Source organism: Pelotomaculum sp. PtaB.Bin117 (assembly GCF_002067195.1).
Taxonomy (GTDB): domain Bacteria; phylum Bacillota; class Desulfotomaculia; order Desulfotomaculales; family Pelotomaculaceae; genus Pelotomaculum_D; species Pelotomaculum_D terephthalicicum.
This window is the reverse complement of sequence record NZ_MVQM01000143.1, coordinates 1-13,890: the sequence shown is the minus strand read 5'-3', so window position 1 is coordinate 13,890 and position 13,890 is coordinate 1. Positions and strand designations below refer to the sequence as shown.

Here is a 13,890-nt window from a genome sequence, read left to right as displayed (position 1 = left end):
TCAGGTCCTGACGGAAGCAGCACTAAGAGAAATACTCCGGGTGCCGTGAGGTCGCCTGGTCCGAGCTACCTGCGGATGTATCGCCCGGAAGCTAATATTCAAAGGCAGGTGCGCGGCCTGAAAATATAAGGAACCGCCTTCTTAGCGTAACTGAAGGCGGTTTCGTTTATATTCGCCTCATGCAGTGATTTTTTCTCTTTTAACAGGAAAATAATATTATACAGCGAAATAATAACCGGGAACCATAGCACTTGGCTCAAGTCGCTCAAGCAGTGCGCTTGAGCCAATGTATCAAGAGAGGACATTAAAATGGCTTATCTGGCGCTTTACAGGGAGTGGCGGCCCCAGACCTTCAAAGATATTGTCGGGCAGGAGCACGTAACCAGAACATTGCGGAACGCGGTGGAAGCGGGCCGAACCGGCCACGCCTATCTTTTTTGCGGCAGCCGCGGCACCGGCAAAACGACCACTGCCAAAGTGCTGGCGAAAGCTTTGAACTGCCTTGACCGGAAAGGACCGGAGCCCTGCAACCGGTGCGCTAACTGCCAGGCCGTTACCGAGGGCTATTCCGTCGACGTGATTGAAGTTGACGCCGCTTCCAACCGCGGCATCGACGAGATCAGGGATTTGCGGGAAAAGGTCAAGTTTGCGCCTACGACCGGGCAGTTCCGGGTGTATATCATTGACGAGGTGCACATGCTCACCAACGAGGCCTTCAACGCCTTGCTGAAAACCTTAGAGGAACCGCCCAGCCACGTTGTATTTATCCTGGCTACGACCGAACCGCATAAAGTGCCGCTGACCATTCTCTCCCGCTGCCAGCGGTTTGATTTCAAACGCATTCCCCCGGACGAGATTACCGGGAGACTGAAAGAAGTAGCCGCCGGGGCGGGTATAGCGGCGGATGAGGAGGCTCTGCTGCTGATCGCCAGGGCTGCCGAGGGGGGCATGCGGGACGCGCTCAGTATTCTTGACCAGGGGGCGGCCCTGGGGGAAATGAAGGTAACGGCCGGGGACGTGCACAACATTCTTGGCACTGTGCGCGTCGATATCCTGCGCAGAATGACGGGGTACCTGGCTGCCGGCGAGGCCGGGCAGGCGCTGCGGCTGGTCGGCGAGTTAACGGGCATGGGGAAGGATTTGCGGCTTTTTGCCAGGGAAATGGCTGCCTTTTTGCGGGCTGTTGCCCTGGAGAGGATTTCACCGGGTGACGCGGGGGGCGGAGTATGGGGCGACGCTTTAAAGAATGTTCCCGGCGCGGCGGATTTCAGCGAAGAGAGGCTGATCCGCGCTGTAGACATATTGATCAAAGCCGAGCAGGAGATGAAGTGGGGCAGCCTGCCCGGTGTCATTCTGGAGCTTGCCCTGGTGAAAGCCTGCCGCCCGGAAATTACCTATGACCTGACATCCCTCTCGGCAAGAGTGGCGGCTCTGGAGGAGAAGCTAAAAAATCTGGTTAAATACCAAGCAGTCCAAAGTTTCCCTGAGGCAACGGGCCGCTTGCGTCAACCTGACAGTGTTCCTGACGAAACCGGCGCGCGATGTGAGCCGGACCATGCCGGAGGGGTTCAGGCGCCGGCAGAAACCAACCCGAAAGAAACCGGCCCGGCGGATGCTATGTCAGAAAAATTAGCCGGGGTAGCATCCGGCGGGGAAGCAGTGCCGGGGGTGAGCCTCGACCTGGTGCGGAATTCCTGGGGGGACATCATAGGCGCGCTGCGCAAGGAAAGGCCGCCGCTCTATCCGAACTTTACCAAAGCTGTTCCCTTGCAGGTACAGGAGCACTGCCTGATTGCGGGTTTCCCGGAGGGTGAGGATTTGGCTTATGCGATGGCGGAGCGCCCTGAGAATAAGAAATATTTTGAGAAACTGCTGGGCAAGTTTTTAAGCGGTGAGTGGCAGGTTATCTATAAATTTTACCAGGGGGAAATCCAGATGCCCGCTGTTCGCGTTGAGCCGGCCAATGATATCAGCCGCCGTTTCAAAGGGAAGGAAGTTATCCCCGAAGATGATCCGGAAGGCTCGTTGTTCGACGACTGGGACGACTGATAAGATCAGTAATTTATTCACTTTATTCAATAAAGGGGGTTTTATAATATGATGGGCGGAAATATGAACAAAATGATGAAACAAGTGCAGAAAATGCAGCAAGGCATGATAAAACTGCAGGAGGAATTGAAAAGCCGGACAGTGGAGAGCACGGCCGGGGGCGGTATGATCAAAGTGATCGCTAACGGTAATAATGAGATTCTGTCAATAGAAATAAACCCCGAGGCGGTAGACCCGGAAGACGTGGAAATGCTTCAGGACCTGGTTCTGGCCGCGGTTAACGACGCGCTGAAAAAAGCGCAGGAAATGGTGTCCCAGGAAATGAGCAAGCTCACCGGCGGGATGAATATCCCCGGGTTGTTTTAGTTATGCATTTTTACCCCAGGCCGGTTGCCCGGCTGATTGACGGGCTCTCCAAGCTGCCCGGCATCGGGCCTAAAACGGCGCAGCGGCTGGCCTTTCACCTTTTGAACGCCCCGCCTGACGTGGCTTTGAGCCTGGCCCGCGCGCTGGAGGAGGCCAGGACCGCCATTCGCTACTGCTCCGTGTGCGGCAACTTTACCGACGATGACCCGTGTTTTATCTGCCGCGACGAGCGGCGCAGGCGGGATGTGCTCTGTGTGGTGGAGCGTCCCAGGGACGTCGTGGCGATGGAGAAGACCAGGGCGTTTAACGGACTTTATCACGTGCTGCACGGGGCTATATCGCCCATGGACGGCGTCGGGCCGGAGCAGCTGCGCATAAAAGAATTGTTCAGGCGCCTCGAAGGCGGGGAAGTCCTTGAGCTGATTCTGGCAACCAATCCGAACGTGGAAGGCGACGCCACGGCGCTGTACCTGGCCGGATTGCTTAAGTCCCTGAATTTGAAGGTCACGCGGATAGCGCATGGTTTGCCCGTAGGGGCCGATCTGGAGTATGCGGATCAAATTACTTTGAGCAAATCCCTGGAAGGCAGACAGGAAATAAAGTAATATTTTTCATCCCCAGCCATATAATGGTGCTAGGGGGGTGCTCCGGATTGGAGGAAAAATTTGTTTTTATCGGTTTGGCGGGCCTGTTGGGGCTATATTTAATCGGCACGGCCATGTTCCGCCCTTTGAGGCTTTTAGTGCGTCTGGCCGCCTATATGCTGCTGGGAGGGGGCTTATTGATCGCGATAAACGCTGTTTTCGGACACCTGGGCCTGCATATCGCCGTCAATCCGGTTACACTCCTGACCGCCGGGATTCTCCAACTGCCCGGGGTGGCGCTGTTGGTGCTGATTCATTACTTTATTATATAGCCAGGAGCCAGGAGTCAGAATAAAAGAATGAGATGCAAAGATGCAATGTGCAATGTAGAACAATGAAGACAAAGACAATGGACAAAGACAAGGTTCTGTGCAATGGGGACGGTTCTCATTGTCCTTATTGCCTGACACGGGACCCAAACAAGAACCGTCCCCATTGTCCAATGAGAACCGTCCCCATTGTCCATTGTCCCCCATGGAACAGATTACGGAAGAATAAAATTAACTCAGAATCCAGGAACCGGCATAATCTTTGGTTTTATCTCAATGGTTTAAGGACCCCAAGGGAATGCAGTAATCCCTACTGAATTCTGGCTCCTGACTATCTGAGTATTTACATGTATACAATCGAAAAGTAGGGGAAATTCAAACTTTCGGGTTTGAATTTTTTTTATTGTATATTATAATTTAGGAAATTCTAAAGAGTCGTGATGCTGAACATGCCGGACATGCTGCGTGTTTTAGCGGTGGACCCGGGACTGGCCGGGACTGGCTACGCCGTTTTGGATTATCGGAACAGTTTTGTTATTCAACTAATTGAAGGGGGAATTATTAAGACGCCGGCCGGGCATTCCCTTGAAGACAGACTGAGTCAGATATATTCGGGTTTGGACGAAATAATTAATGAATTTAAGCCTGGTGTCTTTGCCATAGAGGAACTGTATTCAGATTACAAGAACCCGAAAACCGCGTTGCTGATGGCGCACGCGAGAGGTGTGTGCCTGTTGGCCGCGGGCCGGTCGGGCATAAAGGTTTACCATTACCCGGCCAGAAAAGTGAAGCAGTCCCTTACCGGCACCGGCGGCGCCACTAAAGGCCAGGTGCAGAAAATGGTTCAGGCCAGGCTGAAGCTTGACACGCTGCCCCGTCCGGACCACGTCGCGGACGCCATTGCCGTGGCTTTGTGCCACATTCTTCATTGCCATGACCTGGAGGGTGTTGAATGATCGTGAAAATAAGCGGCGTTTACGCCGGGCTGAGCCCAAAAGGGCTATTGCTGGATGTTGACAATATTACCTATGAGGTATGCCTGACGAGCTTTTCCAGGGAACGTTTTCAAACCCGAAAAACCGGTGAGAGAATTTCACTGCATACTATTTATTATATTGAAAGCAGCCTCGCCGGCGGACATCAGACCCCAACTTTGATTGGATTTGAAGATGAAGCCGACAAAGATTTCTTTCAGTTGTTTACCAGTGTGGCCAAGGTCGGGGTGAAAACCGCCCTGGCGGCCGTAACGATCCCGATTTCGGCGATTGCGGAGGCCATTGAAAAACCGGATGTGGAAACGCTGAAAAAACTTAAAGGAATTGGGGAACGAACAGCCAATAAAATAATTGCGTCGCTCCGGGGCAAGGTCGCCGCCTTCGCGGCAGCTTCCGGCGAAAGTGATGACGCAGGCGGCGGCCGGCCTGAGCCCGGCATTGGCAATGAAGCGTTGCAGGTGCTCCTTCAATTGGGATACAACTTAGGCGAGGCAAAAAGAATGATTAAGGAGACTGTTTCTAAGAATCATAATATTCTGACAGCGGAAGAGCTGTTGGAAGAAATTTATAGAAGCAAGGCTAGATCGTTTTAGAAGAGGTGAATTATTTGACACGGCTCCGTCTAATTGATACAAATGAGCAGCCCGGCGAGGAAAAGTATCAGTGGTCGCTCAGGCCGGATAAATTATCCGACTACATAGGTCAAAAAGATTTGCTTAACCGCCTCGGCATATCGATTAAAGCGGCGAGAAAGAGGGGCGAGCCGATTGACCATGTTTTGCTGTACGGGCCGCCCGGCCTGGGGAAAACAACGCTGGCCCATATCATCAGCAACGAAATGGCGTCCAATATTATTTGCACTTCCGGTCCGGCCATTGAGCGGAGCGGGGACCTGATGGGCATACTGACCAACCTGCAGTACGCGGATGTTTTATTTATTGATGAAATACACCGGCTGCCCCGGCCGGTTGAAGAATTTTTATACTCCGCGATGGAAGACTTTAAAATCGACTTTGTCGTGGATAAAGGACCGTTTGCCAAAACCATCAAGGTAAATATCAAGCATTTCACCCTGGTGGGAGCCACCACGCGGGCCGGTCTTTTATCGGCGCCTTTGCGCGACCGCTTTGGTATTCTGCACCATGTTGATTTTTATACAACGGAAGAATTAAGCGAGATCATCAAAAGGTCGAGTTCAATACTCAATGTGCCTGTGGATGAAAAAGGCGCGCTGGAAATCGGCAGGCGCTCCAGGGGCACGCCCAGGATTGCCAACAGGCTCTTAAGAAGAGTGAGAGATTATGCCGAAGTAATCGGCGACGGTTCGATAAACGAAGAAATAGCGATAAAATCTCTTGGGTTGGAAGGTATCGACCCGGAAGGCCTTGACGGAATGGATAAATCCTACCTGAAAACGATAATTGAGAATTATCAAGGCGGTCCGGTTGGTATAGAAGCAATAGCCGCCACGCTTAATGAGGAAGTTGATACCCTGCAGGATATGGTGGAGCCTTTTTTGCTGAAAACCGGGTATATCAGCAGATCGCCATCCGGGCGCAGGGTTACCCAAAAAGCTTATCAGCATCTTGGCAATAGCGGGATATTCGTTCACGGGAGCGGGCAAATTAAAATTTGAAAGGAGCGAAAACCTGGTGGTAAGGGGCGGTTGGGGTTAGTGATGTTTTTGCGGCCAGGTGAGCATAATAATGTCGAAGCGAATAGTGGAGGCGTATACCGGCGAGTATGCTGGGGGCAAAAGTGAGAACGCTTTGAACCGGGCTTTGGCGCTGGCCCGTCAGGGCAGGATAGTCACCCTGGTCGACCTGGATATCGTCGAGCCGGTTTACACCTTGCGGCCGATCCAGGAAGAATTAAGAGCCCTGGGCATCAATGTAATAGCTTGGAAAACTGCGGAAACCGTCGGACTGGGTGAGGCCGGCACAACTTTGAAACCGGGCGCCAGGTGGGCGCTGCGGCATGAAGGGGATATCATCCTGGACATCGGCTACGGTGTGGAAGGTACCAGGACGCTGAATTTGCTGGAGGGTGCCGCGACCGACCAGGATTTGCAGGTAATCGCTGTGATAAACATTTCGCGTCCCATGACGGCCGAAGTCAAAGATATCGTGGAGCACGTCAGGGAGATGGGCAGGGTCGACGCTCTGCTGAACAATACCCACCTCGCTGATGAAACCACGCCAAAGGTGGTTCAGGAAGGCGCGCGAGTGGTTGCGGAGGCTGCCCGGCATCTTGGATTGCCGGTAGTGGCGACTGCCGCCGTAACAAGTATAGCGGAAGAAATCGGTGATGTCGACTGCATGGGCAATCCGGTCCGTGTTTTGACAAGGTACATGCAGAAGGCATTTTGGTAATTTATCACGGAATTTGACCAAAGGGGGATCCACGAGTGTCAAAAAAAATAGTTGAGCAGGAGAAAAGGGCTTTTATGACCGGCAACGAGGTGGTTGCCTGGGCCGCGCTGGCCGCCAAGGCCGACATCATGTATGGTTACCCGATTACCCCGCAGAACGAAATCATGCATTATTGGACAAGAATGGCGCCCAAATATGAAAAAAGCTTTTTGCAGACGGAAGATGAACTCTCCGCCGGTTTTACCACCATCGGCGGCGTTATGGCGGGCCGCAAGGCTTTTACCGCCACCGCCGGGCCGGGCAACACCCTGATGCAGGAGCCCATGTCCATGGCTGAAATGATGCGCCTGCCCACCGTGGTGGTTGTCCAGCAGAGGGGCGGCCCGTCCACGGCCACAGTAATTTATTCGCAGCAGGAAGTGACGATGACCTCTATCGGCGGCAATGGGGAGGGTATGCGCATTGTTTACTCCACATCCAGTCACCAGGAACTCTATGATTATACCATCAAGGCTTTTAACACGGCGTGGAAATACCGCTTTCCCACTTTTGTGCTGGGAGACGGTTACCAGGCCAAAATGCGCGAGTCGCTGACGCTGTATGACCCGGAAGCACGGGGCATCGAGTTAATTCCCCCCGAAGCTTATGTCGGCAAGGAAGGGGTGCCCGGGAAAGACAGGCCGCCCGCCCATTTCAGGAACACTTACAATATGGAGGAAGAACTTTACGAATTGGTGATGGATGCTCTCCAGGACTATGAAAAGATCAGTCCGGATGTGGCTGAGTATCACTCTGCCGGCATCGAAGACGCTGAACTGGTGATTGTCGGGCACGGTATTGTCTATCGCGCGATCAAAGCGGCCGTGGAAGCCATGCGGGAAAAGGGTTTGCGGGTTGGTTATTTCCGGCCGGTGACCTTGCGCCCGCTGCCTGTTCCACAAATTAAAGAATTGATGGCAAGCAATAAACAGATATTGTTGATGGAATCCTCGTACGGTCAGCTGGCCAGGTTGTTTAAAGACGTTGCTTATGGTTCGTCCACCAAGATTAATACATTTTTCAAACCGGGTATGGGCATAACCGCAGAAGAGGTGGAAGCCGCGGCCAGGGAGATTCTTAAATAAAAACAGGAGACAGGAGTCAGGAGTCGGAATAACTTTGGGGTAAAGCTTCAGGGTTTAAAAACCCTGAAGAAAAGCAAGAAATCCCTACTGAATTCTGACTACTGACTCCTATTTTGTGATTCTGACTCCTGAATTCTGAATACCTAAATAGTAATAAAAGTAATAAAAATCTTTAGGCGATTTACAGTATAAACTGCCTGCTAATCAGGTAAAGATATGATTGTCGGCAACAATACCACTTGAGGGCGGTGCTGTGGATTGTCAGTTAATAATTCTTGCGCGATAGAGCCCGTCATGCCCCAAAGCTGGCGGGCGGACACCAAACCCCACAAGTTTTGCCCGGGTTGCGGGCACGGCCTGGTTTTGAAATGCCTGGGTCAGGCGATTGATGAACTGGGCATCCAGGGAAAAACGGTGTTCGGGTGCGATATCGGCTGTTCCCTGCTGTCATGGGACTTTTTTAACCTGGATTCCGTCCAGACACACCACGGGCGCACCACGCCGGTTGTCACCGGCATCAAGCGGGCCAGGCCGGAATTGATCTGTATAGCGTACATGGGTGACGGGGGAGGTTATTCGATAGGCGTGCAGCATCTCATCAGCGCGGCCGCGCGCGATGAAAAGATCACCGCCATTCTGGCCAACAACACGCAGTACGCGATGACGGGGGGCCAGATGGCGCCAACCACCATGCCCGGGCAAAAAACAGAAACCACTCCTTACGGACGCGACCCTGAGACCACGGGATTCCCTTTGCACGGCCAGGAAATGGTCGCATCCGTCAGCAGGGAAGAGGCTTACGTGGCCCGGGGCAGCATTGCCAACCTCCGCCAGCTGAAGAGCTTTATCAAAAAGGCGCTGGAAAACCAGATGAAGGAGATTGGTTTTTCTTTTGTCGAGGCTCTTTCCGCCTGCCCTACGAACTGGCGTACCAATGCCGCGGAAACGTGGGATTTTATTGAAGAAAAAATGCCGGTTTATTTCAAGGTGGGTGAAACCAGGAAAAATGAATAAAACAACAAAGATTGTGCTGGCCGGTGAGGGGGGCCAGGGAGTTCAGTCAGTGGCCGAGATTATCGCGGAAGCGGCAAATGAGGAAGGCAAACAGGCCTTATATATTCCTAACTTCGGGGTGGAGCAGCGCGGCGGGGTGTCGGTGGCCTATGTCCAGATCAGTGACGGCGATATCGGCGCGCCGAAATTTCAAACCGGCGATATCGTGGTGGCGCTCAGTGACCGCGCCGTGCGCCGTACCGTTAATTACGCGGGACCGGGCACCACTTTTGTGTATGAGAGCGGGATCGAGGGCATAGAAAGTGAGCTTCCTCAAAAAGCAGGCAGGATCTTGCCCATACCGGCCATCGATGTGGCTAAAAACGAGTTTCACCCCAGGGTGTTCAACATCATCATCATGGGAGCGGTGATCGGCGCCACCGGCGTGATTCCCCTGGAGCGGGCCAAAGCCGCTGTGGAAAAAAAGCTGGGTTATAAATTTGAAAAGCAGCCGAAATTGCGTGATTTGAATTTTAAGGCGATGGAGCGCGGTGTTGAGCTGGTTGCCGAAGCTTGAAAGCCCGGTCTTGAAAGATTGGTGAGGAAAGGAAGTTTTCCGTGACTATGGAATTTCAACCAAGAACGCAGGAATTGGAAAAAGGTTATTTTACGCTTTTCCCCGGTTTATGCAAGGGCTGCGGGCTGTGCATCGAAAAATGCCCGAAAAAGTCCCTGGGCTGGTCGGACGTGCTGGGGGTTTACGGCACGCCGTCGGTGCGGGCAAACAGCGACTGTATTGCCTGCGGAATTTGCCGGGACGTTTGCCCGGACTGCGCGATACATATTGAAAAAAAGGTGAAGCATTAGCATTAGACCAAAGACCACGTTCAACGGTTCCCGCATGGTTATAAACGAGGTATGAGATATGAGATATGGGGTATCGCCAACATTTTAACGAAAATATACGCTAAGATATAATTTGACAGCTAACTAATGGATATTTTTACTCTAATCCGTATTCTGCCATATATTGCTTTGTATAATATAGGTAAACTTCCTAGGGTCAGAGGATATAATGGTCTTAATTTTATCTTTACAGTCTTAAATCAGATATATATGAAAAAACAAAAAATAACCAGAGGCTATAAGAAAGCTTCTGGTTTTATGTTTTGGTAATATGGGGCATTACCAGCAAGGATTTAACCAGGGGTAATTGTTAGACAATTCACTAATTTGTGATATTGCTCATGTGGGCGGTACCTCTACATAAACTCAAAAGCCGGGTTACCCCCTCTCAGGATTAATCCGGCTTTTGAGTTTACGAACCAATTTCAATGTATACCGTATATACCAGCTATTAGGTAAGCTTTTTAGGCTCAGAGGATACAACAGTCCTAATTTTATCTAGTCATTAAATTCAGATACATATGAAAGAACAAAATATACCAGAGGCTATAAGAAGGCGACTGGTTTTAAATTCATATATATGTTTTGGAAATAATGTAGTAAAAATAGTATTTAGTTTTTAAGCTATTTATTACAACATAAGCTAAAGAATGACATTGAATAAATAGCCTATACCGATAATCGCCAAACCAACAATGCTGAAATAAGTTACAAGTAGCTTTGGTTTCAGTACTTGCCTTAAAATAATTGCTTCAGGCAAAGACAGTGCCGTTACCGCCATCATGAAAGCCAGGGCTGTGCCCATCGCCATGCCCGTCCTAACTAGTTCCTTTACAATTGGAATCATTCCGGCAGCATTGGAATATAAAGGAATGCCAATTACAACTGCAAGCGGTACTGCCAAAGGATTACTCGGGCCCGCGTATTGAGCCAGGAAACCGGCCGGGGCATAGCCGTGCATCACGGCTCCGACAGCAATTCCGACAATAACCCAAATCCAAACCTTTTTAAATATTTGCACTGTATAATCTTTTGCATAACTAATTCGCTCTTTCCAGGTTTGTTCATGCTCTTCGACGGCACAGCCGCATCCCGGAGAACTAATTTGGTACACATATTCCTCAACAAGATGCTCCAGTTTCAATCGGCCCAGAACCGTTCCTGCAATTATAGCAATGATAACCCCACTGATAATGTATATTAGCGCTATTTCCCAGCCAAACATCATCCAGAGCATTCCCAGGGCAACCTCATTCACCATCGGCGAAGATATCAGAAAAGAGAAAGTCACTCCAAGCGGGACCCCCGCTTCCACGAAGCCGATGAACATCGGCACCGCAGAGCAGCTTCAGAAGGGTGTGAGAATACCAAGCACCGCCGCAATAATGTTGCCAATGAACTCCCCTCTATGGCCCAGCATTACCTTTGTTTTCTCTGGCGGGAAAAAAGCTTCTGATTACAGCTATAATAAATATGATCAGGACCAACAGAAATAATATTTTGACCGTGTCATAAAGAAAGAAATTAACTGCCGAACCCAGGTGTGATTCAGGTGACAACCCCATCAGACCATAAACCAAATAGTCAACAGATTTCTGCCACATAGTTTACCCTCGCTTCTTTAACGCACTGGTGATAATTTCTTTCAACTTGTCCTTGCTTGGAACTACTCCGGACAACTTAACCTGGTTGTTAACAACCAGGGCCGGTGTCCGCATCACATTATAAGCTAATATTTCCCTCAAATCTTTTACATGGGAAACATTCGCGTCTTCATTCAACTCTCCTAACAAGTCGATAACCATTTGCTCAAGCTTATTGCAGTTAGCGCAGCCGGTACCTAATATTTTAATATCCATTTTCATCCTCCCTTCCTTTTTTACTTAATATACTCAAAGTTTCTTTAACCTGCGATACCAGGATATCTTCAATCAGTTGCAGAATTTCAAAAATTTGGAGATGGTTCACTTTATACATAACTTTCATGCCATCCTTACGAGAGCTAACGATCCCCTGCTTCCTTAAAATAGCCAGATGCTGTGACATATTTGATTGTTCCACATCCAAGTCCTCGGTAAACTCACAAACACATCTTTCGCTGTTCATCAAGTATTTAATAATTCGAATCCTGGTTGGATGTGCTAAAGCTTTTATAAAATCAGCTTCCATGGATAACAACCTTTCGTTCAACAGTCATCCCCCTTTATTTTTATTACAACGCCTGCTGCTACCGAACGTAAAACTGAGGGCGGCTTTTTCCGGGACGTTAAATCCTAAATGCTTAATTATATTTTCATTATATGATAATATTCTAATATTGTCTACAATGAAAGAAACGCGACAGCATTAAATTACCCGTGAGTATAAGCCAAGCGATGTCGGAAAAAAAGTCTTGAAGCCCGTCGAATCACTCGGGTTTCAAGACAGCTTTAATAATATAATTCTCTCTAGACTAACCTAATAACTAAGACAGGCCAATTATTCCGTCGGTTGAGCCACTTTGTTAGCGTCACTTTTATAATCACCAATGCTAATACCTTTAATTTTTATTTTCCCCTGTTGGGCTAGACGGCTAATAAAGAATATCACGCTTCCCTCGTTAATTTTTAACTTTTCGGCAATATCCTTTGTCTTAACTTCATCCTTGGCTTCAATGAATGTTAATATTTCTTTTTCTACCTCTCCGACCCAGTCCTCAAATAACGCCCGTACTTCCGGTGTCGCGTAACTTCCCATTTCTGCCGCCTTGGTTACGGATTCAGTCATTTTTATACACATTTCCATAGGATTGAACCCTTTTTCCATATGCTCCATCTTATCCATACCCATTCCGCACATTTTCTGCATCATTTCCATTGGGTTCATTGCACCCATCATACCCATTTGTTCTTTCATTTTTCCATGGACCCCCTTATAGTAATTTAATATTTCCATGGTGTTACCTGATATAAATAAGATATAAGCCAAGTTATTCTGTCATCTTCTGGCCATCCATACTGATCCGCACTGTATCACTATAACCATCACCTACCTTTAAATATTTTACAAATTGGGGGACAAGGGGATGAAAATTCTACTTTCTTATTTTCAACCGTTTCTTTACTAACCGTTTCTTTACTTGCATATTCCTGAAATTCACTAACTAAATCTAACAAATCTGAATTAAACAAACGGTAGTAAATAAATGCACCTTGTCGTTCTGCTGTTACAAAACCCACTTCTCGTAAAGCTCTTAAATGAAAAGAGACAAGAGTTTGGGAAAGGCTTGTAACTTCGATAATTTGGGATACGGAACTTTCGCCCTTACCAATAGCAAGCAGAATACGAAGACGGTTGGTATCTCCTAGAATTTTAAATAGTTTAGCAACGTGTTCAACATTGGTTTCCCCGAAAAACTCACCCACACAAAGCTCCTCCAATTCTGATATTGGTCTATTTTGATATTAGTATCGACACATATGAGTATATACTTATATGTTAAGCGCTTTAAGATTTATTGTCAATACTTAAAAGAGATGTAAAGAAAATATTTTTAAAGATAATAGTATACTCATTGGTAACTTGTCTACACTACAAACCTGAACGAGGAAGATTTCGGTTAACTGTCTGAGTGGCCATGAATAAAAACCTGCAAGTTATTCCGGGCTGCCAATTTACAGTCTCACCGATCCTATAAACTAACCCGTTAACTCCCCCATAAATAATTACTATTATGGGGCGGTGGTTGTTTGCTCTGTGGGTGAAATCCTCTTCAGTAAATCCATTACTTTTTCTTCTATAGCATCACGAACCATTCGAAAAGTTCTTATAATTTCTTGTTCGTTACCGGACAATTTCGCTGGGTCTGGTAAATCCCAGTGCTCCCTGTTTACACCGGGGGGAGTTATAGGGCACTTATCATTAGCATCACCGCACAGAGTAATTACATAGTCACTCTTTATCAAAATATTTTCATCGATATAAATCCGAAGTCTGTTTAGATATATCTATACCAGCTTCTGACATTACCTGCAGGGCTGTTGGGTTAACACCGTGGTTTTCTATTCCAGCGCTAAGAACCTTAAATTTTTCACCGCCATAATATTTCGCAAAACCTTCCGCTATTTGACTGCGGCAGGAATTGCCCGTACAAAGAAAGTAAATCAACGGCTTAGTATCCATGTTTAGGTTAA

18 protein-coding genes and 1 pseudogene are annotated in these 13,890 nt (G+C 48.6%); 12 read left to right on the top strand and 7 right to left on the bottom strand.

Features of this window, described 5'->3' with window-relative positions:
* Nucleotides 1–309 precede the first annotated feature (309 nt).
* The 12 genes from dnaX to A4E54_RS10285 all read left to right on the top strand — a co-directional run bounded on the left by dnaX (nt 310) and on the right by A4E54_RS10285 (nt 9,679).
* On the top strand, nt 310–2,049 hold the full coding sequence (gene dnaX / locus A4E54_RS10340) for a DNA polymerase III subunit gamma/tau (RefSeq protein ID WP_240083962.1): 1,740 nt from the start codon (nt 310–312) through the stop codon (nt 2,047–2,049).
* Nucleotides 2,050–2,097: 48 nt separating this feature from the next.
* The gene (locus tag A4E54_RS10335; RefSeq protein WP_240083963.1) at nt 2,098–2,415 is read left to right on the top strand and encodes a YbaB/EbfC family nucleoid-associated protein; all 318 of its coding nucleotides are present in this window, start codon (nt 2,098–2,100) and stop codon (nt 2,413–2,415) included.
* 2 nt (nt 2,416–2,417) lie between these two features.
* Entirely contained in the window at nt 2,418–3,020 is a 603-nt protein-coding gene (gene recR, locus A4E54_RS10330; protein WP_240083964.1) for a recombination mediator RecR, read from the top strand.
* A 47-nt stretch (nt 3,021–3,067) separates the two neighbouring features.
* Entirely contained in the window at nt 3,068–3,331 is a 264-nt protein-coding gene (locus A4E54_RS10325; RefSeq protein ID WP_240083965.1) for a pro-sigmaK processing inhibitor BofA family protein, read from the top strand.
* Between the two features lie 437 nt (nt 3,332–3,768).
* Nucleotides 3,769–4,284: a crossover junction endodeoxyribonuclease RuvC gene (ruvC, locus tag A4E54_RS10320; protein WP_240083966.1), complete on the top strand. Its 516-nt coding sequence runs from the start codon at nt 3,769–3,771 to the stop codon at nt 4,282–4,284.
* Complete coding sequence (ruvA, locus tag A4E54_RS10315) at nt 4,281–4,916, top strand: Holliday junction branch migration protein RuvA (protein ID WP_240083967.1); 636 nt, start codon at nt 4,281–4,283, stop codon at nt 4,914–4,916. Before ruvC ends, ruvA begins: the two co-directional genes overlap by 4 nt.
* Before the next feature lie 14 nt (nt 4,917–4,930).
* Nucleotides 4,931–5,959 carry a Holliday junction branch migration DNA helicase RuvB gene (ruvB, locus tag A4E54_RS10310; RefSeq protein ID WP_240083968.1) on the top strand — a complete coding sequence of 343 codons (1,029 nt, stop codon included), beginning with the start codon at nt 4,931–4,933 and terminating at the stop codon, nt 5,957–5,959.
* Between the two features lie 70 nt (nt 5,960–6,029).
* On the top strand, nt 6,030–6,695 hold the full coding sequence (locus tag A4E54_RS10305; RefSeq protein WP_240083969.1) for a hypothetical protein: 666 nt from the start codon (nt 6,030–6,032) through the stop codon (nt 6,693–6,695).
* Nucleotides 6,696–6,730: 35 nt separating this feature from the next.
* Nucleotides 6,731–7,819 (top strand): ferredoxin oxidoreductase, encoded by a 1,089-nt coding sequence (locus A4E54_RS10300; protein WP_240083970.1) that lies wholly within the window; start codon nt 6,731–6,733, stop codon nt 7,817–7,819.
* Between the two features lie 258 nt (nt 7,820–8,077).
* On the top strand, nt 8,078–8,833 hold the full coding sequence (locus A4E54_RS10295) for a thiamine pyrophosphate-dependent enzyme (RefSeq protein WP_376741807.1): 756 nt from the start codon (nt 8,078–8,080) through the stop codon (nt 8,831–8,833).
* Nucleotides 8,826–9,389, top strand: a complete 564-nt coding sequence (locus tag A4E54_RS10290; RefSeq protein WP_240083971.1) for a 2-oxoacid:ferredoxin oxidoreductase subunit gamma family protein — start codon at nt 8,826–8,828, stop codon at nt 9,387–9,389. The genes A4E54_RS10295 and A4E54_RS10290 overlap by 8 nt, the downstream gene beginning before the upstream one ends.
* A gap of 47 nt (nt 9,390–9,436) precedes the next feature.
* Complete coding sequence (locus A4E54_RS10285; protein WP_240083972.1) at nt 9,437–9,679, top strand: 4Fe-4S binding protein; 243 nt, start codon at nt 9,437–9,439, stop codon at nt 9,677–9,679.
* Nucleotides 9,680–10,361: 682 nt separating this feature from the next.
* Here the strand turns inward: A4E54_RS10285 and A4E54_RS10280 are convergent.
* The 7 genes and pseudogenes from A4E54_RS10280 to A4E54_RS15925 all read right to left on the bottom strand — a co-directional run.
* Nucleotides 10,362–11,322, bottom strand: a pseudogene (locus A4E54_RS10280) (permease).
* A 3-nt stretch (nt 11,323–11,325) separates the two neighbouring features.
* Nucleotides 11,326–11,577, bottom strand: coding sequence for a thioredoxin family protein (locus A4E54_RS10275; protein WP_240083974.1), 252 nt, complete (start codon nt 11,575–11,577; stop codon nt 11,326–11,328).
* On the bottom strand, nt 11,567–11,908 hold the full coding sequence (locus A4E54_RS10270; RefSeq protein ID WP_240083975.1) for an ArsR/SmtB family transcription factor: 342 nt from the start codon (nt 11,906–11,908) through the stop codon (nt 11,567–11,569). Before A4E54_RS10270 ends, A4E54_RS10275 begins: the two co-directional genes overlap by 11 nt.
* 288 nt (nt 11,909–12,196) lie before the next feature.
* A complete protein-coding gene (locus A4E54_RS10265; protein ID WP_240083976.1) occupies nt 12,197–12,613 on the bottom strand; it encodes a winged helix-turn-helix transcriptional regulator in 417 nt (138 codons plus the stop codon).
* Nucleotides 12,614–12,741: 128 nt separating this feature from the next.
* On the bottom strand, nt 12,742–13,122 hold the full coding sequence (locus A4E54_RS10260) for an ArsR/SmtB family transcription factor (protein WP_240083977.1): 381 nt from the start codon (nt 13,120–13,122) through the stop codon (nt 12,742–12,744).
* A gap of 306 nt (nt 13,123–13,428) precedes the next feature.
* Nucleotides 13,429–13,662, bottom strand: a complete 234-nt coding sequence (locus tag A4E54_RS15930; protein ID WP_312038096.1) for an arsenate reductase/protein-tyrosine-phosphatase family protein — start codon at nt 13,660–13,662, stop codon at nt 13,429–13,431.
* Between the two features lie 7 nt (nt 13,663–13,669).
* On the bottom strand, nt 13,670–13,890 hold a 221-nt coding region (locus tag A4E54_RS15925; protein ID WP_502687940.1), incomplete at its 5' end, for an arsenate reductase/protein-tyrosine-phosphatase family protein.